Annotated in this window: 18 protein-coding genes; 6 read left to right on the top strand and 12 right to left on the bottom strand. The window is 72.9% G+C overall.

The features are described from left to right. Positions 1-81: 81 nt before the first annotated feature. From AC0B61_RS27660 to AC0B61_RS27650, 3 genes are all read right to left on the bottom strand, one after another. The gene (locus AC0B61_RS27660; protein ID WP_471743675.1) at positions 82-2,454 is read right to left on the bottom strand and encodes an immune inhibitor A domain-containing protein; all 2,373 of its coding nucleotides are present in this window, start codon (positions 2,452-2,454) and stop codon (positions 82-84) included. A 215-nt stretch (positions 2,455-2,669) separates the two neighbouring features. Next, positions 2,670-3,047, bottom strand: coding sequence for a YrdB family protein (locus AC0B61_RS27655; RefSeq protein WP_471743673.1), 378 nt, complete (start codon positions 3,045-3,047; stop codon positions 2,670-2,672). Between the two features lie 102 nt (positions 3,048-3,149). Next, positions 3,150-5,216 carry a S9 family peptidase gene (locus AC0B61_RS27650; RefSeq protein ID WP_471743671.1) on the bottom strand — a complete coding sequence of 689 codons (2,067 nt, stop codon included), beginning with the start codon at positions 5,214-5,216 and terminating at the stop codon, positions 3,150-3,152. Between the two features lie 84 nt (positions 5,217-5,300). Here AC0B61_RS27650 and AC0B61_RS27645 point away from each other — a divergent pair, with 84 nt between their 5' ends. Next, a complete protein-coding gene (locus AC0B61_RS27645) occupies positions 5,301-6,473 on the top strand; it encodes an aminotransferase class V-fold PLP-dependent enzyme (protein WP_471743669.1) in 1,173 nt (390 codons plus the stop codon). Positions 6,474-6,542: 69 nt separating this feature from the next. On the opposite strand, the gene AC0B61_RS27640 is transcribed toward AC0B61_RS27645, so the two are convergent. Together AC0B61_RS27640 and AC0B61_RS27635 are read right to left on the bottom strand one after the other, a co-directional pair. Beyond that, positions 6,543-6,938: an ArsR/SmtB family transcription factor gene (locus AC0B61_RS27640; protein WP_471743809.1), complete on the bottom strand. Its 396-nt coding sequence runs from the start codon at positions 6,936-6,938 to the stop codon at positions 6,543-6,545. Positions 6,939-6,973: 35 nt separating this feature from the next. Continuing rightward, positions 6,974-7,348, bottom strand: a complete 375-nt coding sequence (locus tag AC0B61_RS27635; RefSeq protein ID WP_030242892.1) for a hypothetical protein — start codon at positions 7,346-7,348, stop codon at positions 6,974-6,976. A gap of 331 nt (positions 7,349-7,679) precedes the next feature. Between AC0B61_RS27635 and AC0B61_RS27630 the strand changes: the two genes are divergently transcribed. Beyond that, positions 7,680-10,535 (top strand): DEAD/DEAH box helicase, encoded by a 2,856-nt coding sequence (locus tag AC0B61_RS27630; protein WP_471743807.1) that lies wholly within the window; start codon positions 7,680-7,682, stop codon positions 10,533-10,535. 270 nt (positions 10,536-10,805) lie between these two features. Here the strand turns inward: AC0B61_RS27630 and AC0B61_RS27625 are convergent, their stop codons facing one another. The 4 genes from AC0B61_RS27625 to AC0B61_RS27610 form a co-directional block, all read right to left on the bottom strand. Next, the gene (locus tag AC0B61_RS27625; RefSeq protein ID WP_471743667.1) at positions 10,806-11,285 is read right to left on the bottom strand and encodes an HIT family protein; all 480 of its coding nucleotides are present in this window, start codon (positions 11,283-11,285) and stop codon (positions 10,806-10,808) included. A 107-nt stretch (positions 11,286-11,392) separates the two neighbouring features. Then, positions 11,393-12,295, bottom strand: coding sequence for a 5'-3' exonuclease (locus AC0B61_RS27620; RefSeq protein WP_471743805.1), 903 nt, complete (start codon positions 12,293-12,295; stop codon positions 11,393-11,395). A gap of 60 nt (positions 12,296-12,355) precedes the next feature. Beyond that, on the bottom strand, positions 12,356-13,459 hold the full coding sequence (locus tag AC0B61_RS27615) for a cation diffusion facilitator family transporter (RefSeq protein WP_471743665.1): 1,104 nt from the start codon (positions 13,457-13,459) through the stop codon (positions 12,356-12,358). A 222-nt stretch (positions 13,460-13,681) separates the two neighbouring features. Continuing rightward, a complete protein-coding gene (locus AC0B61_RS27610; RefSeq protein ID WP_471743663.1) occupies positions 13,682-14,455 on the bottom strand; it encodes a gamma-glutamyl-gamma-aminobutyrate hydrolase family protein in 774 nt (257 codons plus the stop codon). Positions 14,456-14,611: 156 nt separating this feature from the next. On the opposite strand from AC0B61_RS27610, the gene AC0B61_RS27605 reads away from it, so the two are divergent. From AC0B61_RS27605 to AC0B61_RS27590, 4 genes are all read left to right on the top strand, one after another. Next, entirely contained in the window at positions 14,612-15,997 is a 1,386-nt protein-coding gene (locus AC0B61_RS27605) for a glutamine synthetase family protein (RefSeq protein ID WP_471743661.1), read from the top strand. An 83-nt stretch (positions 15,998-16,080) separates the two neighbouring features. After that, entirely contained in the window at positions 16,081-17,448 is a 1,368-nt protein-coding gene (locus AC0B61_RS27600) for an aldehyde dehydrogenase family protein (RefSeq protein ID WP_471743659.1), read from the top strand. Positions 17,449-17,455: 7 nt separating this feature from the next. After that, positions 17,456-18,256, top strand: a complete 801-nt coding sequence (locus AC0B61_RS27595; protein WP_471743658.1) for a 3-oxoacyl-ACP reductase — start codon at positions 17,456-17,458, stop codon at positions 18,254-18,256. A gap of 113 nt (positions 18,257-18,369) precedes the next feature. Continuing rightward, a complete protein-coding gene (locus tag AC0B61_RS27590; RefSeq protein ID WP_471743656.1) occupies positions 18,370-19,581 on the top strand; it encodes a DUF2510 domain-containing protein in 1,212 nt (403 codons plus the stop codon). Positions 19,582-19,763: 182 nt separating this feature from the next. Here AC0B61_RS27590 and AC0B61_RS27585 read toward each other — a convergent pair whose 3' ends face one another. From AC0B61_RS27585 to AC0B61_RS27575, 3 genes are all read right to left on the bottom strand, one after another. Continuing rightward, the gene (locus AC0B61_RS27585; RefSeq protein ID WP_471743654.1) at positions 19,764-20,690 is read right to left on the bottom strand and encodes a lytic polysaccharide monooxygenase auxiliary activity family 9 protein; all 927 of its coding nucleotides are present in this window, start codon (positions 20,688-20,690) and stop codon (positions 19,764-19,766) included. 242 nt (positions 20,691-20,932) lie between these two features. Further along, positions 20,933-21,331: a hypothetical protein gene (locus AC0B61_RS27580; RefSeq protein ID WP_471743652.1), complete on the bottom strand. Its 399-nt coding sequence runs from the start codon at positions 21,329-21,331 to the stop codon at positions 20,933-20,935. Between the two features lie 57 nt (positions 21,332-21,388). Then, positions 21,389-22,606 carry an amino acid deaminase/aldolase gene (locus AC0B61_RS27575; RefSeq protein ID WP_471743650.1) on the bottom strand — a complete coding sequence of 406 codons (1,218 nt, stop codon included), beginning with the start codon at positions 22,604-22,606 and terminating at the stop codon, positions 21,389-21,391. Between the last annotated feature and the right edge of the window lie 15 nt (positions 22,607-22,621).

Here is a 22,621-nt window from a genome sequence, read left to right as displayed (position 1 = left end):
GGGTTCCATCCGCAGGCCCCGGACCCCCCTTCATCGGGGGATCCGGGGCCTGTCGTCATGCGCTGCTCAGGCGGCCGTGCTTCAGGAGGCCGGGCCGACCCGGACGGTGGTGATGCGCCCGCCCTGGGACTCCCGGACGACCTCGATCTTCGTGTTGGTGTCCGGCACCTTGACCGTCAGCTGCGGCGTGGCAGGGTCGGCGTACACCCCGGTGTGGTCGTTGAACACCGGGACGGCCGGCTCGGCCGGGATCCGCACCGCGACGCCGCCCTTGTGCAGGGTGAACGGCGTGGTCGGCTTGAGCGAGAAGGTCGCGTCGAAGGTCTGCGCCCGCCCGTTGACCAGCGTGCCGTCGGCGAAGCGGATCGGCGCCGGGTGGGCGTCGATCGGCAGGATCAGCCCGCCGCCGGGGTGGTCCTTGGTGTTGTTGTCGCCGTACGAGGTGTCCCACAGCCAGAGCAGTACGCCCTCCTGGTACGGGTAGTTGTCGACGGTGTCGGCCTTGCCCGCGACGCCGCCGTAACCGAAGTTGTACGGCCCGGTCTTCAGGAACGCCCCGTACCCGGTGTAGCGGCGGTTCTCGGCGATGTACGCGCGGGGGTGCTGCTTGACGGCGGTGCGGCCGGTGATCGCGGTGAAGCCGCCGGCCGTCCAGCCGCCGGTGCCGTCCTCCGCGCCGTCGGCGAACAGTCGGGTGCCTCCGGCGGTCGCCGTGACGGCGTCCACCAGCACGCCCCGGCCGTGGGTGTTGTTGTCGGAGGTGACGTGGAAGCGCAGCCGGACCTGCTGCCCGAGGTAGCCGTCCAGCGGGATGTGCAGCTTCCGGTACGTGCCGGAACTGCCGCTCACCCCGGGGGTGTTGGCGCTGGTGTTGCCGATGGGCGCGCCGTCCACGGTGCCGCCCAGGGCGGTCCAGTGCCTGCCCTGGTCGGTGGAGGCCTCGACGGTCAGGAAGTCGTAGTCCTGCTCGGTGTCGTACCAGGCCGCGGCGTCCAGTGCGGCCGGCCCGGCGGCGGTGCGCAGGTCGACGTCCCGGGAGAGGGAGTTGTCGAGGTTGTCCCCGGTGTCGCTCCACCACTGCTTGGCGCCCTCGTACGGGTCGGCGAGGTCGGTGCTGGTGGTGCCGTCCGGGAGGTGGACCAGGACGGCCTGGGCCTGGTCGGTGTGGTAGCCGCTCACCCCGAGGGCGTGGCTGGAGCGGGTGGCGGCCTGCGCCTCGTCGTAGTCGAGCCAGCCGAACTGCAGCTTGCTCCAGGCGTCGAGGTCGCCCGGGTAGCCGCCGGTGGTGTTGGGGCCCTTGCCGAGGTAGGAGCCGGAGGACATCAGTGACCAGAAGTTGACGCTGTTGTCGCCGCCGTTGGTCGGGTAGAGGTCGGGCAGGCCGAGGTTGTGGCCGTACTCGTGGGCGAACAGGCCGACGCCGCTGTTCTCGCCCGCCTGGACATAGTCGTAGACGTAGAGGCCGGTGTCGCCGACGGGTACGCCGCCGATCCGGTCGCCCGCCGGACCGGTCTGCCCGGTCGCGTCCGGGAAGGCCCAACTGCGGTGCGCCCACAGCGCGTCGGCGCCCTGGGCGCCGCCGCCCCAGGTCTCGTCCACACCGGCGTGGACGACGATGACGTTGTCCAGGTAGCCGTCGGGCTGGTTGAACTCGCCGTCCTTGTCGTGGTCGTAGCGGTCGTAGACGTCGTACTGGGCGAGCTGCGCCTTGATGTCGGCGGACGAGCGGCCCTTGGCGGTCTCGCCGTCGTACCAGGCCTTGACGGCGTCCCGGACGAACTCCTGGGCCTGGGCCCAGGCGCCGGAGCCCTGCGGGCCCTTGTTGCTGCCGTAGCGCGCCTCGTTGTACGGGACGGTGACCCAGTCGCTGACGGTGCCCTCGACGTCGTACCGGCCGGAGGACTGGGTGCGGTAGTAGTTGCGCATCGAGACGGCGCCGGGCGTGTCGTCGAAGAACATCTTCTGGTAGTACGCGGTGTCGAAGTCCGGTGACCACAGCGTGTGGTTGTCGCCCTTGCCCGGCTGGGGGATCCGGTCGTGGCGCGGGCCGGGGGTGCCGCCGTAGCGGGCCTGGCCGTTCCACTGGGTGGTGGTGTCGACCTCGTCGCCGAACTGGGCGAGGATCACGAAGACCTTGTCCGTGCGCTGGTGCGCCAGTTGGACGTAGTCGTCGCCGATCTTCACCTTCGCGGGGGCCCGCTTGTCGGCGCTCTTGGCGACGGTGCCCTTGTTGAGCTGTTCCAGGGCCTTGCTGCGAAGCGCCTGGCGCTCGCGTTCCTGCGGGACGAGCGGCGCGGGCGGGGCCTCGGCGCCCTGGGGGGCGGTGTCGGGGGCCGCGGCGGCGGTGACGGTGAGGGGTGCTGGGGGAGCGGCTTGGGCGGGGGTGCCCAGCAGGGTGGCCGCTATCGCGCTGGTGGTGAGCGCCGCTGCGAGGGCCGCGGACAGTCTGCGCAACTGACCGGTCCTTTCCGGGGGATGGGAGTGGTTCAGGTCATCGGGTCATCGGGTCGTCATCGGTCGGTCTGGGAAAGCGCAGGTAATATTTCACATGTCACGGGTCACGTGGAAGAGGGGCGGCAAGCGATAGAGGCAAGCGACCAGGGCAAGCGAGAGGGGCGCCGCACCCGAAGGTGCGACGCCCCTGTCCGCCCGGCCTGCCTGCCGTGCCGTCAGCGGGTGCTGTACTCCACGGCCACGCTGACCACCACCAGCGCGCCGTACACCACCGCCGGCGTGGTCCGCCCGGTGGCGTACAGGGCGAGCGCGGCGGTGCCGAGCACCAGCAGCTTGAGCACGATCTCCGCGGCCACCGGCAGCCGGAACCTGGGCCCGCCCGCGGCCAGGAAGAGGCCCCAGACGGCGGCTGCCAGGGCCGGTGCGCCGAGCCCCAGCAGCAGCCGGGTGGCCAGGGTGGAACCGGTCTTGAAGCCCCAGTAGCAGAGCGCCGCCAGCATGGCGAGCTCCAGGCCGAAGGCGAGGCCGGCGTTGCCGGCGGTCAGCGGGGTCCACTGGCGCTGCCCGACCGGGCCGGGTCTGTCGATCCTCATCCGCGTGCTCTCCCCGTTCCGTCGCGCCGCCCGGGCCGGGCGGCGGTCCCGCGGAGTGTCGCAGTCCGGACCCGGCGGCGCAATGGAAACCGCGGTACGCCCTCAGCCCAAGGCGTCCCGCAGGAAGGAGAGTTCGGCCTGGGCCAGCTGCTCGCTCGTGCCCCCCGGAGTCATGTGGGTGACGCCCGGCAGCGGCAGCACGGCGTGCGGCCGGCCGGCCCTGGTGAGCGCCTGGGAGAGCAGCAGGGTGTGCGCGGGGTGGACGTTGTCGTCGGCCAGCCCGTGGATCAGCAGCAGCGGCCTGGTCAGGCCGGGCGCGTCGGTGAGCAGGCAGTCGCCGGCGTAGCCCTCCGGGTTGTCCTGCGGCAGACCGAGGTAGCGCTCGGTGTAGGCGGTGTCGTACAGCCGGAAGTCGGTGGGCGGGGCGCCCGCGCAGGCGGCGTGGAAGACGTCGGGGCGGCGCAGCACGGCGAGTGCGGCGAGGTAGCCGCCGTACGACCAGCCGCGCACGCCGACCCGGCCGAGGTCGAGGTCCGGGTGGTGCGCCGCGAGCGCGTGCAGGGCGTCGACCTGGTCGTCCAGGGCGGCCTGCGAGAACCGGCGGAAGATGGCCCGGGTGAAGTCCGGGGAGACGAAGGGCGTGCCGCAGTTGTCGGTGGTGACCACGGCGAAGCCCTGGTCGGCCCACCACTGGCGGAGCTGCCAGCGGCGTGGTTCGGCGGCCACGGCCTGGAAGCCGGGCCCGCCGTAGACGTCCAGCAGGACGGGCAGGCGGCGGCCGGGGACGTGCTCGCGCGGGTACACCACGGCGCTCGGCAGGCCCCGGTCGGTGACCCGGGCCAGCCGGGGGCGGGCCGGGTACGGCAGTGCGGCGCTGAGGTCGGTGAGCGGCAGTTCGCGGCCGTCGCGCAGGACGCAGCGGCGGATCCCGTCGGCGGTGGCGGAGGTGAGCAGCAGGGTGTCGGCGGCGGCGAGGGCGGAGTGCACGCCGCGGCCGGGGGTGAGGAGTTCGGGGGCGCCGCCGTCCGGGTCGATCAGGTGGACGTACTGGTCGGCCGGGTCGCCCTGGCCGGTCTCGCAGAGCAGCCGGCCGCGCAGCCGTCCGACCACCCGGCGGATCTGCAGTCCGGTGGTGTCCAGCGGCTTGCCGTCCAGGGCGAGGCCGCGGGCCTGCGGGGTGTCGTGGACGGTGAGCAGCCGGCCGTCGGGCAGCCGGTCGGGGGTGCCGGGCAGGTCGTCGACCCAGAACTCGTCGGTGGTGCGGGAGAGTTCGCGGGTCTCGCCGGTGGCCGGGTCGGCGCCGAGCAGCAGCACGTTCTGCTGCAGGCGGTCGGCGACGGTGAGCAGCACCTCGTGGTCGCCGGCCCAGGAGGCGGCGCAGAGGTAGGGGAAGCGGTCGGCGTCCCACCGCAGCCGGACCCGGCCGCCGTCGAGGCCGAGCACCCAGAGCTGGACGTCCGCGTTGGGGCCGCCGGCCTGGGGGTAGGCGAAGTCCTCGGGTGCCTCGCCGGGGTGGGCCGGGTCGGCGAAGTGGCGTCGGGGGAGGGCCGATTCGTCCACCCGGGCGGCCAGCAGTGCGCCGCCGTCCGGGCGCCACCAGTGGCCCCGGGCGCGGCCGAGCTCCTCGGCGGCGGCGAACTCGGCGACGCCCCAGCGGGCGCCGTCTGCGGGGGAGAGCGGTACGAGGCCGGGGGTGACGTACAGGGCGTCCTCGGCGACGTAGGCGACGCGCTGGCCGGTGGCGTCCGGCCGGGGGTCGAACGCGGGCCCGGCGACGGGGAGTTCGTCGCTGGTGCCGGTCGCGGTCTCGGTGCGGAACAGCCGGCCGTCGAGGGTGAGGACGGCGACCGCGAGGTCGGCGGTGGCCGCGTAGCCGCCGATCCCGGCGGCGACCAGCCGGGTGCGCTCGCGCAGCCGGCGCTCGATGACGGGCAGGTCGTCGCGGCGGCCGGTGCGGCCGGGCAGCAGTGCGGCCGGGTCGGCGACCGTCCGCTCCTCGCCGGTGGCGGTGTCGAGCAGGTGGAGGCGCTCGACCGGGTCCTCGGGGCCGGCCGAGCGGAGCAGCAGCAGTCGGGTGCCGTCCTCGGCGAGGGTGTACGCACGCGGTGCGCCGAAGGTGAACCGGCCGGTGCGGGCGCTGAGGGCAAGGAAGGCGTCGGTGATGGTCACGGCCCCGATCGTGGTCGCGCGGCGCGTGCCGGGACCAGTAGTCTGTCATGTGAAATGTCACACACCATGCGAGTGGAGGAAGTCGTGACCGAGGACCTGCCGGCCGCCGAGCCCCCGGCCCCGCTGCCCGCCGCCGACGGCCTGTTCAGCGTGTCGCCGGAGGCCGCGCACCTGAACCACGGCTCGTTCGGCGCGGTGCCCGTTCCCGTGCAGCGCGCTCAGGCGCGGCTGCGCACCGAACACGAGCTGGACCCGGACGGCTTCTTCGCCGACCTGCCGGCCCGGATCGCCGCCGCCCGGGCCCGGATCGCCGCCGAGCTCGGCACCGACCCGGCCCTCCTCGCCCTGGTCTCCAACGTCACCGAGGCGGTCGCGATCGCCCTCGACAGCATCCCGTTCGCCCCCGGCGACCGGATCCTGGTCACCGACCACGGCTACGGCGCCGTGACCCAGGCCGTCGCCCGCAAGTCCGCCGAGACCGGAGCCGAGCTCGTCACGGTGCGCGTACCGCTGGACGCCCCCGACGAGCACGCCGTCCGGGAGGCGGTGCTCGCCGCCGTGGACGGACGCACCACCGTCGCCGTCCTGGACCAGCTCACCTCGCCCACCGCCCGCCTGGTGGCCGGCCCCGCCCTGCTCGCCGAACTGCGCCGGCGCGGAGTGACCACCGTGGTGGACGGCGCTCACGCCCCCGGCATGCTGACGCTCCCCGTCGACCCCGACGCCGACTTCTGGTTCGGCAACCTGCACAAATGGGCCTTCGCCCCGCGCGCCACCGGCGTCCTCGCCGTCCGCCCCGAACGGGCCGCCCGGGTGCGCCCGCTGGCCCTGTCCTGGGAACACGACAAGGGCTTCCCCGGCAACGTCGAATGGCGCGGCACCTGGGACTACACGCCCTGGCTGGCCGCCCCGGCCGGCTTCGAGCTGCTGCACGGACTCGGCCCGGCGGCGGTGGCCCGGCACAACGCGGCGCTCGCCGCATACGGCCAGCGGATGCTCGCCGAACGGGCGGGTCTGGAGCCGCTGCCCGCGACGCCCGGGGTGTGGATGCGCACCGCCCGGCTGCCGGCCGGCCACGGCGAGACCGAGCCGCAGGCGCGGGCGCTGATGGCCGAGGTGTGGCAGCGGCTCCGCACCCGGATCGCCGTCCGCCCCTGGGCCGGCGGCGGGGTGCTGCGGATCAGCGCCCAGCTCTACAACCGGCCGGGGGAGTACGAGCGGCTGGCGGACGGGCTGGTGGGGCTGCTCAAGGGGTAACGCACCGGGGGCCGCGGGGAACCGGGGCCCAAGTGGCTCGGCGCGTTGCGGGTTCAGAGCGTTGCGGGCTCAGCGGCTTGGGGATCCCAGGGGCTCGGGGACGGTCTCCGAGCCCCCGTGGTCCGCCTGAAGCTCCGCGAGCAGCAGGTTACGGTCGGACAGCATCCCGGTGAGGATCCGCCGCGCCGTCCGCAGCAGGTCGGCGACGTCCCCGCCGGCCAGCGCGTAGACCACCGTGCCGCCCTCCCGGCTGGCGGTGACGATGCCGGACCGGCGCAGGACCGCGAGCTGCTGGGACAGGCTGGAGGGTTCGACCTCCAGCTCGGCGAGCAGGCCGCGGACGGGCGTCGGTCCGGCCTGGAGCAGTTCCAGCACCCGGATCCGGACGGGATGGCCGAGCATCCGGAAGAACTCGGCCTTGGCCTGGTAGAGCTCCCCCAGCCTTCGGCCGGGAGGTACCCCCATCGTCACGGTGCCCCCCTTCCTGGTGTCGGTCCCGGTCAGATCTCCAGCGAGAGTTCGATCCGCTTGAGCTGGTGGCGGGCCATCGCGAGGTTGGAGCGGCTGCGGTTGAGCGCGAGGAAGAGGAAGAGGCCGCGTCCGCTGGGCGTCGTGATCGGACGGACCATGTGGTACTGGTTGGTGAGGCTGATCAGGATGTCCTCGATCTCGTTGTCGTGCAGGTTGAGCATCTCCATGGCGCGCATCTTGGCGCGGACCACGTCGGTGTTCCCGGCCGCGGCGACGTTGAGGTCCAGCTCACCGCCGTCGCCGAGGCTGCCGAGGGCCATGCCGCTGCCGTAGTCGACGAGGGCGACGCCGATCGCGCCGTCGATCGTCATGGCCTCCTTGAGGGACATCTCCAGGTTCGCCATCGTGGCCGTCCTCCCGTGCGTTGGTGACTGTGACGTCCGAAGGTAGGGAGATCGGGCGGCGGTCCACCGGTGATGATCGAAGACGTTCGGAGAGATTCGAAGACATTCGAAGACGGCCCATCCGCGATCGCTTGAAGACATTTGCAACTATGGATCTGAGAGGGAACTGATCCCACGGCGGTCCCACACCGATCCGACAGCGATCCCACGGCCGTCCCGCGGCGATCCCCCGGGACGACCGGACCGCAGAAAAAACGGTGCTATCGATGTCACTCCTCCCGGGTAACCTCTCGCTGAGATGCGAGATCACACCAATCACACCCGGACGGCGATGAACACCCCCGATCCAGAGCCCCAGGACGACCGGGAGCTCAGCCCCGCCGAGGCGTACGCGGCCAGCCGTCGCCGGGCCAGGGAGCAGGCCACCGCCCTCCACGGCTTCCAGCAGCTGTACGACTTCCCGCTGGACGACTTCCAGCTGCAGGCCTGCGAGACGCTGGAGGCCGGATCCGGCGTGCTCGTCGCCGCGCCCACCGGCTCCGGGAAGACCATCGTCGGCGAGTTCGCCGTGCACCTGGCCCTGGCCGCCGGGCGCAAGTGCTTCTACACGACGCCGATCAAGGCCCTCTCCAACCAGAAGTACGGCGACCTGGTCAAGCGCTACGGCGCCGCCAAGGTCGGCCTGCTCACCGGCGACAACACCGTCAACGGCGACGCACCCGTGGTGGTCATGACCACCGAGGTGCTGCGCAACATGCTCTACGCGGGCTCCAGCACGCTCGACGGCCTCGGCTACGTCGTGATGGACGAGGTGCACTACCTCGCCGACCGCTTCCGCGGCGCCGTCTGGGAGGAGGTCATCATCCACCTCCCCGAGTCGGTCACCCTGGTCTCGCTCTCCGCGACCGTCTCCAACGCCGAGGAGTTCGGCGACTGGCTGGACACCGTGCGCGGCGGCACCAAGGTGATCGTCTCCGAGACCCGCCCGGTGCCGCTGTGGCAGCACGTGATGGCCGGCAACCGGATGTACGACCTGTTCGCCGACCCGGACCGGGACGGCCGCCCCAGGAACAGCCCGAAGAACCCCGCCAAGGCCGTCAACCCCGAGCTGGTCCGGCTCGCCCGCTCCGAGCCGGACCGCAACCCGCGCGACCGCTTCAACCGCGGCCGGGGCCGCTCGATGCCCAACGGCCGCCCCGGCCGGGTCTGGACACCGGGCCGGGTGGACGTCATCGACCGGCTCGACGCCGAGGGCCTGCTGCCCGCCATCACCTTCATCTTCAGCCGGGCCGGCTGCGAGGCCGCCGTCCAGCAGTGCCTCAGCTCCGGGCTGCGGCTCAACAAGGACTCCGACCGAGCCCTGGTCCGGGCGATCGTCGAGGAGCGCTGCGCCGACATTCCCGACGAGGACCTGCACGTCCTCGGCTACTTCGAGTGGCTGGACGGGCTGGAGCGCGGCATCGCCGCCCACCACGCCGGGATGCTGCCCCGGTTCAAGGAGGTCGTCGAGGAGCTCTTCGTGAAGGGCCTGGTCAAGGCCGTCTTCGCGACCGAGACCCTCGCGCTCGGCATCAACATGCCCGCCCGCTCGGTGGTCATGGAGAAGCTGGTCAAGTGGAACGGCGAGACGCACGCCGACATCACCCCCGGCGAGTACACCCAGCTCACCGGCCGGGCCGGGCGGCGCGGCATCGACGTCGAGGGCCACGCCGTCGTGCTCTGGCAGCGCGGTCTGGACCCGGAGGCGCTGGCCGGCCTGGCCGGCACCCGCACCTACCCGCTCAAGTCCTCGTTCCGGCCGTCGTACAACATGGCCGTCAACCTGGTCTCCCAGTTCGGCCGGCACCGCTCGCGCGAACTGCTGGAGACGTCCTTCGCCCAGTTCCAGGCGGACCGCTCGGTGGTCGGCATCTCCCGCCAGGTCCAGCGCAACGAGGAGGGCCTGGAGGGCTACCGCGAGTCGATGACCTGCCACCTCGGCGACTTCGACGAGTACATGGAGCTGCGCCACCGCCTCAAGGACCGCGAGAACGAACTGGCCCGCGAAGGCAGCAGCCAGCGCCGCTCGGCCGCCGTCGAATCCATCGAGCAGCTCAAGCCGGGCGACGTCATCCACGTCCCCACCGGCAAGTTCGCCGGCCTCGCCCTCGTCCTCGACCCGGGCCTGCCGCCGGTCAACCGCTCCGGCCGGGGCGCCCCCCGCCACCCCGACTTCCAGGACGGCCCGCGCCCGGTGGTGCTCACCGCCGAACGCCAGGTCAAGCGGCTCGCCATGATCGACTTCCCGCACCCGGTCGCCGCGATCGAGCGCGTCCGCATCCCCAAGTCCTTCAACCCGCGCAGCCCCCAGTCCCGCCGCGACCTCGCCTCCGCGCTGCGCACCAAGGCCGGCCACCTGGAGCCCGAACGGTTCCGCAAGGGCCGCGCCGCAGCCGCCGACGACCCGGAGATCACCCGGCTCCGGGCCGAACTGCGCCGCCACCCCTGCCACGGCTGCTCCGACCGCGAGGACCACGCCCGCTGGGCCGAGCGCTACCACCGGCTGCACCGCGACACCGAGCTGCTGGAACGCCGGATGCGCTCCCGCACCCACACCATCGCCCGCACCTTCGACCGGGTCTGCGGCCTCCTCACCGACCTCGGCTACCTGCGCGGCGACACCGTCACCGACGACGGCAAGCGGCTCGGCCGGCTCTACGGCGAACTCGACCTGCTCGCCTCCGAGTGCATCCGCGAGGGCGTCTGGCGCGGCCTGGCCGCCGCCGAACTCGCCGCCTGCGCCTCGGCGCTGGTGTACGAGGCACGCCAGTCCGACGACGCCGGCGCCCCCCGGGTGCCGGAGGGCGCGGCCAAGGAGGCGCTCGCCAAGATGGTCCGGATCTGGGGCCACCTCGACGCCCTGGAGGAGCAGCACCGCATCAACACCGCCGAAGGCGTCGGCCAGCGCGAACCCGACCTGGGCTTCGCCTGGGCCGCCTACCGCTGGGCACTCGGCCACAGCCTGGACCAGGTACTGCGCGACGCCGACATGCCGGCCGGCGACTTCGTCCGCTGGACCAAGCAACTGATCGACGTCCTCGGCCAGATACAGGACGCCGCCGGCGAGGACGCCGACCTGCGCAAGACCGCCCGCAAGGCCGTCGACGGCCTCCGCCGCGGCATCATCGCCTACTCCTCCGTGGGCTGAGCCGAACGCGAAAAGGGCCCGCACGTTCGTGTCGAACGTGCGGGCCCCTTCGCATGCCCGGCGCCTTCCCAACAATGCGGGGATGGAAGCCCCTCCCCACCCCTTGCGCGCCTCGCCGCTTCTCCCCGCTGAAGCGGCGACGGCGCTGCGCAGGTGGCGCCGGGGCGAAGCCCAAGTACCCAAGTACCCAAGTTCAAGCTCGAGTTGTATGCGGCAACTCGCCAGGATGCGCGTGTTGAGGGGCTGTCGAGCCGTGCTCTGGCGCGCCCGTCAGCGCACGTCCTGCAACTGATCCAGTTCCGTGCCGACAGCCTCCCGCAGTACGTCATGCTGCGGGCTGAGCGCGAACTGCGCATCGCTCCACCACTCGCGCGGATACAGCCACACTGGCATGCCCACACGATCGGCCGGCTCCCATTCAAATCGCGGCCACACATGCGCATGCAGGAAGCCGTCGGTATTGCCGAGGATCTCCAGGTTCACCCGACGGAAAGCCGGGTCGAGGCGCCTGCACGCACGCTCGACCGCTTCCCCCAGCCGGTCCATGTCGGACAAGAAGGCCAGCCGCCTTGCCCTCGACAGGTCCGACAGTCGCTGCACATCCGCGTCATCCGTGAGCAGCACCGAGTACCCGGGCAGGAACTGCACGTCCCCGATCACCGCGAAGCCCGCCTCAAGGCGCCTGAGCACGGCGGGGTTCTCTCCCCGCAGCGCACTTCCGATCCGGTCCATCCGCCAGTCATCCCTCATGGTGGTGGACGCTATCTGGAGGAGCTGACGAGCGAGAACACGGCCAAGGGCGAACGGTTCGGGCCCGCACGTTCGTGTCGAACGTGCGGGCCCGTCGCCGTAGGGCCTCAGTGGGTGGCGAGGGCTTCCAGGAGGCGTTCGAGGGAGGTGCCGAGGCCCCAGCGGGTGGCGAGTTCCTCGAGGGTCATGGGGTCGAGGGGCTCGCGTGGGAGGGTGGGGTCGAAGTCGGGGAGGGGGGCGTCGTCGGCGACGCGGACGACCTTGGGGGCGACGTCGAGGTAGGCGGCGCCCTCGACGATGTTGCGGCGGCGGGCCGGGGTGAGTCGGGAGCCGATGTCCAGGGCGGCGGCGCGGATGGCGGTGAGGTCGCCGTATTCGTTGATCAGTTGGGCGGCGGTCTTCTCGCCGATGCCCTTGACGCCGGGCAGGCCGTCGGACGGGTCGCCGCGCAGGGCGGCCATGTCGGCGTACTGGGCGCCGCGCACGCCGTACTTCTCCAGCAGGAGCGCGTCGTCGGTGACCTGCAGGTTGCCCATGCCCTTGACCGGGTAGAGCACGGTGATGCCGCGGGCGTCGTCGACCAGTTGGAAGAGGTCGCGGTCGCCGGTGACGATCTGCACCGGGCCCTTGGCGCGGGCGGTGAGGGTGCCGATGACGTCGTCGGCCTCGTAGCCGGGGGAGCCGACCCGGGCGATGCCGAGCGCGTCCAGCACCTGTTCGATCACCGGGACCTGCGGGGCCAGCGTGTCGGGCACCTCCTCCTCGCCGTTCTCGGCCGCCTCGGCGACCCGGTGGGTCTTGTACGAGGGCACGAGGTCCACCCGCCACTGCGGGCGCCAGGCGGCGTCCATGCAGGCGACGAGTTCGTCGGGGCGGTGGTCATGAACCAGCCGGGCGATGAAGTCCAGCAGGCCGCGGACGGCGTTGACGGGCTCACCCTGCGGCGAGCGCAGGGTGTCCGGTACGCCGAAGTAGGCCCGGAAGTACAGGCTGGCGGAGTCGAGCAGCATCAGTCGCGGTGCGGTCACGTGTCAGATCATGCCGTACGGAGGTGACGGACGGCCGGTTCGTCAGTGCTCGTGCGGGCCCGCGCGGTGGACAGGACCGTGGGCGTCGGCGCAGTGTTCGGCGGTGGTGTCGCCCGGGGCGGAGATCTGCAGCAGCGCGCCCGCCTCGTCCTCGCCGACGTGGTCGACCTGGAGCGTGCTGTGGGTGATGCCGTACTCGCCGGCCAGTCGGCGCTGCAGTTCCCGCCGGACGGCGTGGCAGTCGCCGCCGGGGGTGACCAGGATGTGTGCGGACAGGGCCGGCTGGCCGGAGGTGATCTCCCAGATGTGCAGGTCGTGGATCTCCTCGACCAGTGGTTGGGCGACCATCCGGTCGGCCACCGCGTCCGGGTCGATGCCGGCTGGGGCGGCTTCCAGGAAGATCCGCCCGGAGTCCCGGACCAGTGCGATGCCGGCCTTGAGCATCAGGGCGACGACGATCAGCGAGGCGATGGCGTCGGCGCGGGCGAAGCCGGTGGTCACCACGACGAGGCCGGCGATGGCGGTGGCGATGAACGCGTACAGGTCGGTGAGCACGTGCTGGAACGCGCCTTCGACGTTCAGCGAGCTCCGGTTGGCCTTGGACATGCACCAGGCGGCGGCCAGGTTGACCACGATGCCGATCAGCGCGGTGACCAGCACCAGCGAGCCGGTGACGGCCGGCGGCTCGAACATCCGGGTGATCGCCTCGTAGCCCAGCCAGGCCGAGAGCACCAGCAGGGTGACCCCGTTGGCCTGCGCGGAGAGGATCTCGGCCCGCTTGAGCCCGTACGTGTAGCCGCCGCGGGCCGGGCGGGCGGCGAGCCGCATCGCGACCAGCGCCAGGGCGATCGCGGCGGCGTCGGTGAGCATGTGCGCCGCGTCGGAGATCAGCGCCAGGGACTGAGCGGCGAAGCCGACCGCGACCTCGCCGGCCATGAAGACGACGATGAGGGCGAGGGCGCTGAGCAGCCAGCGGCGGTCCGCGTCGGCGGCGACGCCGTGCGAGTGCCCGCCGTGCCCGCCGTGGCTGTGGCTCCCGTGGCCGCGGCTCCCGTGCCCGTGGCTGCCGTGCGCGTGTCCGCCTTGCCCACCGGCGTGCTGGTGATCATGCGCATGATCATCATGCGAATGCTCGTGCCTGGCCATGGAAGTCCTCTCTGGGCGCACGGGTGGGAACGGGGGCGCGGCGCGACCGCCCTGCAACCGAAGTGAACCGCAGAATCGACAAAGATCCAAAGGCTGTACTGGTGACCGTTGTCGTTGCCGTTCGCGCGTCCGTGCCAGGCGGCCGCCGCAGCCGTCCGACCAGCGCAAACCCCTTGGGTCAGCGCCCAGTTGAGCTAACCGCTGCCCGCTACCCGCTACCCGCTACCCCAGCGCCATCGCGTCGAGCGTGGCCGCGTCCAGCGCCACCGAGCCCGGCGCCGCCGCGTCCAGGGTGGCGGCGGTCGCCGCCCGGACGAGGGCCCGCATCAGCCGCAGGTCGTCCCCCTGCTCCGGGTGCCACTGCACCCCGAGCGTGAAGCCCGGCCCCTCCACCGCCTCCACCGTCCCGTCCGGTGCGTGGGCGCTCACCCGCAGGCCCTGCCCGAGCCGGTCGACGGCCTGGTGGTGGAAGGTCGGCACCTCCAGCTCGCTCTCCGGCAGCAGCCCGCCCAGCAGTGTCCCCGGCACCGGCCGCACCAGGTGCGATCCGTAGTGCCCGGTGGTGCCGCCGTGCACATCCACCGGCACCACGTCCGGCAGGTGCTGCACCAGGGTGCCCCCGCACACCACGTTGAGGACCTGCATCCCCCGGCAGACCCCGAGCAGCGGCATCCCCGCCGCCAGCGCCGCCCGCAGCAGCGCGATCTCCCAGGCGTCCCGCTCCGGCGAGTCCACCTCCGTTGCCGGGTGGGCGGGTTGTCCGTAGTACGCCGGATCGACGTCCGGGCCGCCCGCGATGACCAGGGCGTCCAGTCGGGCCAGGACCTCCGGGGCGCGCTCCGGGGCGTCCGGCGGCAGCAGGAGGGCGATCCCGCCCGAGTCCCGGACGTACGCGGTGTACCGCTCGGGCACCAGGGCCACCCGGCGGCTCCGCCAGTTGCTCCAACTCGCGTCGACCAGGTAGGTGCTGACGCCGATCAAAGGCCTGCGATCCATGGCGGGCATTCTCCCCCCGGGCCGTCTGATCTACCGTCAACCCCGCCGGTCGGCGCGCCACACCCGTCCGCCCTCTTCCGCCCCGTCAGTCGCAGGCCGTACGGTTCGCTGTGACCGCTTGATCTCGAAGAGTGATCGAGGATGGAGGGTTCAGCCATGTCCGAGCACACCGCCGCGGGCTCGCCGCCCCGGCCGCCGCTGGCCCTGGACGAACTGCGCACCCTGGTGGACGCCGGGGAGGTGCACACCGTCGCGCTCGCCTTCACCGACATGCAGGGCCGCCTGCAGGGCAAGCGGTTCGCGGCCCGGTTCTTCCTCGACGAGGTCGCCGAGAACGGCGCCGAGGCCTGCGACTACCTGCTGGCCGTCGACGTCGACCTGAACACCGTGGACGGTTACGCCTTCTCCTCCTGGGCCACCGGCTACGGCGACTTCGCGATGCGCCCCGACCTCGGCACCCTGCGGCTGACCCCCTGGCAGCCGGGCACCGCCCAGGTCACCGCCGACCTCGCCCGGCACGGCGGCCACCCGGTGGACGCCGCCCCGCGCCAGCTGCTGCGCCGCCAGATCGCCCGGCTCGCCGAGTACGGCCTGGCCGCCGACATCGGCACCGAGCTGGAGTTCCTGGTCTTCCGCGACACCTACGAGCAGGCCTGGCTCGGCGGCTACCGCGGCCTGACTCCGGCGAACCTCTACAACGTGGACTACTCGATGTTGGGCACCGCCCGCGTCGAGCCGCTGCTCTCCCGGATCCGCACCGAGATGGCCGGCGCCGGCCTGGTCGTGGAGTCGGCCAAGGGGGAGTGCAACCTCGGCCAGCACGAGATCGCGTTCCGCTACACCGACGCCCTCACCACCTGCGACCAGCACAGCGTCTACAAGACCGGCGCGAAGGAGATCGCCGCCCAACTCGGCTGCGCGCTCACGTTCATGGCCAAGTACGACGAGCGCGAGGGCAACAGCTGCCACATCCACCTCTCGCTGCGCGACACCGTCGGCGCCCCCGCCTTCGCCGACCGCGACGGCCGGATGACCGACACCATGCGGCACTTCCTGGCCGGGCAGCTGGCCGCGTTGCGCGAGTTCAGCGTGCTCTACGCCCCGAACATCAACTCCTACAAGCGCTACCGCCCGGGCTCCTTCGCCCCGACCGCCGTCGCCTGGGGCCGGGACAACCGCACCTGCGCCTACCGGGTGGTCGGCCACGGCCCCGGCCTGCGGATGGAGAACCGGGTGCCGGGCGGGGACGTCAACCCGTACCTCGCGGTGGCCGGGATGATCGCGGCCGGCCTGCACGGGCTGCAGCGCAAGCTGGAACTGCCCGCGCCCTGCCTCGGCAACGCCTACGCGGTGGAGGAGTACGCCCGGGTGCCCGGATCGCTGCGCGAGGCGGCGGAGCTGTGGGCCCGGAGCGAACTGGCTCGGGAGGCCTTCGGGGACGACGTGGTCGAGCACTACCTGAACATGGCCCGGGTCGAGCAGGCCGCCTACGACGGCGCCGTCACCGACTGGGAACGCTACCGGTCCTTCGAGCGGATGTGACGCATGGCCGACGGACGCGACGCATGAGTGGAGGACGTGACGCATGAGCGACGGACGTGACGCATGAGCGACGGGTGTGAGGCATGAACCAGCCGACCGCGAGCACCGTCCGCAACCCCGCCACCGGCGAGGTGATCGCCGCCGTCCCGGACACCACCGCCGAGCAGTTGGACGCCGCCGCCCGGCGCGCGCTCGACGCCCAGAGCGGCTGGGCCGCGCTCGCCCCCGGCGAACGCGCCCGCCTGCTGCGCCGGTTCGCCGACCAGGTCGACGCGCACGTCCCCGAGCTGGCCGCCCTGGAGGTGAGCGAGGCCGGGCACACCGTGGGCAACGCCCGCTGGGAGGCCGGCAACGTCCGGGACCTGCTGGAGTACGCCGCCGGGGGCGTGGAGCGGCTGACCGGCCGCCAGATCCCGGTGCCCGGCGGCCTGGACGTGACCTTCCACGAGCCGGTCGGCGTGGTCGGGGTGATCGCGCCGTGGAACTTCCCGATGCCGATCGCCGCCTGGGGCTTCGCCCCCGCCCTCGCCGCCGGCAACGCCGTCCTGCTCAAACCCGCCGAGGCGACCCCGCTGACCGCCCTGCGGCTGGCCGAACTCGCCCTGGCGGCGGGCCTGCCCGAGGGCCTCCTCCAGGTCGTCCCCGGCGCGGGCGGCACCACCGGCCGGTCCCTGGTGGACCACCCGGCCGTCCGCAAGATCGTCTTCACCGGCTCGACCGTGGTCGGCAAGGAGGTCGCCGCCCGCTGCGCCGCCCGCGCCAAGCGGGTCACCCTGGAACTCGGCGGCAAGAGCCCGAACATCGTCTTCGCCGACGCAGACCTGGCCCGCGCCGCCGACCCGATGTCCTTCGCCGACAACAGCGGCCAGGACTGCTGCGCCCGCAGCCGGATCCTGGTCCAGCGCGAGGTCTACGACGACTTCCTCGCCCTGCTGCTGCCCGCCGTCGAGACCCTGCGCACCGGCGACCCGACCGACCCGGAGACCCGACTCGGCCCGCTGATCTCGGCCGCCCAGGTCCGCCGGGTGGCCTCGTACGTCACCCCCGAACTGCCGGTACTGGCCCGCGGCAAGGTGCCGGACGGGCCGGGCTTCTGGTACCCGCCGACGGTGGTCGCCCCCACCGACCCGCAGGTCCCGGCGGTCACCGAGGAGATCTTCGGCCCGGTCGCCGCCGTCCTCCCGTTCACCGACGAGGCCGACGCGCTGCGGCTGGCCAACGCCACCCGCTACGGCCTGTCCGGCTCGATCTGGACCAGGGACGTCGGCCGCGCGCTGCGCCTGGCCCGGGGCGTGCGGGCGGGCAACCTGTCGGTCAACTCGCACTCCTCGGTGCGCTACTGGACGCCCTTCGGCGGCTTCGGCGAGTCCGGGGTGGGCCGCGAGCTGGGGCCGGACGCGCTGCGCCACTTCACCGAGACCAAGAACGTCTTCATCCAGAGCGAGGAGTGACGGCCCGATGAGCGAGAAGCACGCCGCGCAGGACGCGGCGGTCTGCCGCCGGCTGGTCGGCCGCACCGCCGTGGTCACCGGCGCGGGGAGCGGCATCGGCCTGGCCGCCGCCCGCCGACTCGCCTCGGAGGGCGCGAACGTGGTCTGCGCGGACCTCGACGAGGAGACCGGCCGGGCCGCCGCCAAGGAGGTCGGCGGGCTGTTCGTGCACACCGACGTCACCGACCCGAACATGGTCGAGGCGCTGTTCGACGAGGCGTACGAGACCTACGGCGGCGTGGACGTCGCGTTCAACAACGCGGGCATCTCACCGCCGGAGGACGACTCGATCCTCACCACCGGCCTGGACGCCTGGCGGAAAGTCCAGGAGGTCAACCTGACCTCGGTCTACCTGTGCTGCAAGGCCGCCCTGCCGTACATGCGCCGGCACGGGCGGGGCTCGATCATCAACACCGCCAGCTTCGTGGCCCGGATGGGCGCGGCCACCTCGCAGATCTCCTACACCGCCTCCAAGGGCGGGGTGCTCGCGATGTCCCGCGAGCTGGGCGTGCAGTTCGCCCGGGAGGGGATCCGGGTGAACGCGCTGTCGCCGGGGCCGGTGGACACCCCGCTGCTGCGCGAACTGTTCGCCGAGGACCCGGAGCGGGCCGCCCGCCGACTGGTGCACATTCCGCTCGGCCGGTTCGCCCGGGCCGAGGAGATCGCCGCCGCGGTCGCGTTCCTCGCCAGCGACGACTCCTCGTTCATCACGGCGAGCGAGTTCCTGGTGGACGGCGGCATCTCCGGGGCGTACGTCACCCCGCTCTGAGCGGCCGCCCGGACGGGGCGCCGGGACCTTCTCACAGTAATTTCATCGAAAACGGCGGGAATTACCGGTTGCGCTGATTTCGCGTTTATCCGGCTGCCTTTAGATTCTCTGCTGTGAGCGAGCAGATTCCCGCCGGGTGGTACCCGGACCCGAAGGACACCACCGGCGAGCCGAGAGCGCAGCGGTGGTGGGACGGCAAGGGCTGGACGGCCGACACCCGGCCCGCGCCCTCGGACGCCCCGGCCCCGTCGCAGCAGGCCCCGGCGGCCGGCGAGCCGGAGCAGGAGACGGGGCCGGAGCCGGGAACGGCCGAGCAGTCGACGGTGCTGGAGGGCGAGGTCCTGGACAGCGGCCCGACCGTCCGCTACCCGGAACCTCCGCCCTTCGGCGCCGCGTACGGCTCGCCCGCCGGGCCGCCGAGCAAGGCCTGGCGTAAGCCCTCCAAGCTGGTCGTGGTGGCCGCCGTCGCCGCCCTGCTCGGTCTGGGCGCCGGCTCGGGGATCACCTACCTCGCGATGGACGGGCACGGCGACCGCGCGAAGCCCACCGCCCGGCACCAGGCCCCGCAGGGCGGCTCCGGGCCCTGGGAGGGTTTCCCGGGCCTCGGCGGCAACGGCGGCAACGGGGGCGGTGGCGGCAACGGTGGCAATGGCGGTGGCGGTAACGGCGGCAGCGGGGACGGCAAGGGCAGCGGCAAGGCGCGGCCCGGCGCCGGCCAGGCGATCGACGTGGTGAACCGGCTCACCCTGCCGGTCCCGTCCGGCTGGCAGGCCGGCACCTCCGGCGACGGCTACGCCATGATCACCGTCGGCTCGTACACCTGCGCGGACGGCACCGACAACTGCACCCTGGGCGGCGTGACCACCGGCCGGATCGACGGCGGCGGCACCGACGTCCAGGCGGCGGCCAAGGCCGACATCGCCAAGGCCGCCAAGGAGTCGTACGGCGACATCACCGGGCATCAGGAGCTCAAGTCCGAGGCGGTCAAGGTCAAGGGCCAGGACGGCTACCTGGTCCGCTGGAAGGTCGACGCGCCCAAGGGCAACAACGGCTACGTGCAGACCGTGGTCTTCCCGTCCGCCGACGGAAAGGCCCTGGTCTCGGTGCACTTCGGCTTCGACATCGCCGACAAGGCGCCGGACGTCGCCGTGATGGACACCGTGGTCCAGGGCATCGCCGACTTCAAGGGCAAGCTGCCGAGCCTTCCCGGCATCCCCGGCACCCCCGGAATCCCGGGGCTCCCCGGCACCGGCTCGGGCTCCGGAGCGGGCAACGGTGCGGGCAACGGTGCTGGCGCGGGCTCCGGACCGGGCACCACCACCTGAGCCCCGCGCTCCTCACACGGCGGCGGCCCACCCGGGAGGGATCCTCCGGGTGGGCCGCCGCCGTTCGCGTCTTCACCGTCTTCACCGCCCGCACCGTCCTCCCCGTCTCACCGGCGGACGTCGTCGCAGTCACGGGAACCGGGCCGGACGGGGGTGTGGCCGGCCCGGTCCCGCGTCCGGCGTCAGGAGTCGCGTCGAACAGCCTCGACGCGACGGCGCCGGAGCACCATGCCCGCCCAGCCGACGCCGATCGCGGCGGCACCGGCGAGCAGCAGCGGACCGGTGGCCGAGGTGCCGGCCACGGCCGCGGAGCTGGTCGGGACGATCCGGCCGGCCGGGGCGTTCGGATCCCCGCCGTGGCCGTGGTGGGCGACCGTCGACTTCGCCGCGTCGGCCGCGATCTGGGCGTCGCTGGGCGCGGCCGGGGCCTGGGCGGCGAGCGCCGGGACGGCCGCGGTGCCGGCCGCCGCGGCCGCGCCGAAGTCGACGTCGGAGCAGCTGTAGAACGCCTCCGGGCTGTCGCTGCGCTGCCAGACCATGTACAGCAGCTGGCGGCCGGTGCGCTGCGGCAGGGTGCCGGAGTAGGTGTAGTAGCCGTTGGTGGCGGTGCGGTCGACCTGCACCTTGGCCACCGGGGCCGGGTCGAGGTCCGACCACTTCAGCGGCTTGGTGGGGTCGTAGCCCGGCTTGGTGAGGTAGACGGTCTGGGTGCCGACGTGCGGCGCGGTGGTGCGGAACTGGAAGGTGAACGCGCCGGGCTTGACCGGGGTGGCGGGCCAGTCGAGGCGCGGCCAGTCCAGTGCGGCGTACTTGTCGCGGTTGGCCGAGCAGAGCTTGCCGTCCGGAATCAGCGCCTGGCTGTTGCCGTTGGCGTTGGCGATGTTGACCTCGTTCCAGTCGTACAGCGGCTGGGTGCCGCTCGCCGCGACGAGGTCCTTGCAGACCTGGGAGACCGGGTGCTCGGGGCCCTCCGCGTAGCAGGCGCCGACCCGGCTGACGGGGTTGGTCATCGTGCCGTGGGCGGCGGCGGTGCCGGCGGTGGTCGCGGCCACCGCGAGGACCGCGGCGCCGACCACGCCGACGGACAGGGCACTTCGCTTGATGGACATGGGGTGGGGACTCCTTGACCGTCGTTCCCGGGCGGGTGTGGGGGAGCGGGCACGCCTGCCCGTTCGGGAGTCGCCGGCCCGGCGCGCGGCCCCCGGCCAGAGCGTAGGATTGGTCTGGACCAGAGCGCAATAGCCTTGCGTGCGCCAGTTGTTGACGGTCTGTAGGCCTCCGAGCAGCGCAAAGGCCCGATGGGAGGCCGGAGTTGACTCTCCCATCGGGCCCGCTTGAGGCTCCGGAAAGGTCAGGGGCGCATGTGGTGGATGACGCCGGCCTGGATCGTGGTCCCGCTGTGCGTCCCGTCCTTGATCGTGTTGTAGACGTACGTGGAGCCGGCCTCCTGCTCAGGCCGCCTCGGGGTGAACTCGTCGAGGATCGCCTGGAGTTCGGCGACCGCCTCCGGGTTGTTCCGCAGTGTCAGGCGCAACCGCCGCTGCCACTGGGAGGTCTGGGCCTCGCCCTCCTCCGGATCGTCGGCGACCTCGATCCGGATCTCCTCCAGCTCCTGGCCCACCTCTTCCTCCCGGTCCTGTCCGAACAGGGCGGCGAAGCGCGGCCTGACCCGCGCCCAGGCCTCGGTGACCATCAGGCCCACCAGTGCGGTCGCACCCCTGGTCGCAAGCTCCGTGATCTCGGCTTCCATGCCGCCCCCTGTCGCTCGTGGTGTCACCACCACGGTAGGGCAACGGCGGACGGGGCGTCAGAGGAAGGTCTTCCCCTCACCCCGGTACGTCGGCACGGTCCGGACGATGCGGTCGCCCTCGATCAGGTGGAGTTCGGCGAAGCGCTCGCACAGCTCGCCCGCCTTGGCGTGCCGGAACCAGACCCGGTCGCCGATCAGCAGGTCGTCCGCGGCCGAGCCGAGCAGCGGGGTCTGCACCTCCCCGGCGCCCTCCATCGGGTCGTAGCGCAGGCCCGGCGGCAGGTACGGCACGGGTGAGCGGTCCGGGCCGGGCGCGCCGGAGGCCGGATAGCCGCCGCCGAGCACCGTCACCACGCCGACGCCGGGGCGGCGCACCACCGGCTGGCCGAACAGCGCGGCGGGACGGCTCCGGAACGAGCGGTAGTTGTCGAACAGTTGCGGCGCGTACAGCCCGGAGCCGGCCGCCACCTCGGTGACGGCGCGCTCGGCCACGGTGGACTCCACGCTGCCGGTGCCGCCGCCGTTGACGAACTCCAGCTCGGCGACCTGCCGCAGCCGCCGGACCACCGCCGCGCGCCGTTCGGCCAGTTCGGCCCGGGCCTTGGCCTGCATCAGCCGGATCAGCTGCGAGCGCACCGGCCGTCCGGGCACCCGGTCGCCCACCCCGGCGACGTGGCCCTCGTACGCCATCAGGCCGACCACCCGGAAGCCAGGGCGGCGCTGGACGAGTTCGGCGAAGGTGCCGATGTCCTCGGGGGTGCGCAGCGGCGAGCGCCGGGCGCCCACCCGGACCCGGCCGCCCAGCAGGTGCAGCGCGGTGTCCAGTTCCAGGCAGACCCGCACCTCGGCGTCGCCGCCGCGGGCCTTGTCGATCAGGTCCAGCTGGGCCGGGTCGTCCAGGACGACGGTGAGCTGCCGGGCGGCCTCCCGGTCGGCGGTCAGCTCGGCGAATCCGGCGCGGTCGGCGCTGGGGTAGGCGAGCAGGACGTCCCGGACGCCGGTCCGGGCCAGCCAGAGCGATTCGTCGAGGGTGAAGCTCATCACTCCGGCGAAGCCGTCCATGGCCAGCACCCGTTCCAGCAGGGCCCGGCAGCGCACCGACTTGGCGGCCACCCGGACCGGCTTGCCGCCCGCCCGGCGCACCAGGTCGGCGGCGTTGGCGTCGAAGGCGTCGAGGTCCACGACGGCCACCGGTCCGTCCAGGTGCGCGGTGGCGCGGTCGTACCGGAGGCGGTCGGAGACCGGGGCGGGTGCGGGCGCGTCGAGGATCACCATGGGCGCAGGGTGCCA

Source organism: Kitasatospora sp. NPDC023385 (assembly GCF_055664045.1).
This window is presented reverse-complemented; position numbering and strand designations above follow the sequence as displayed.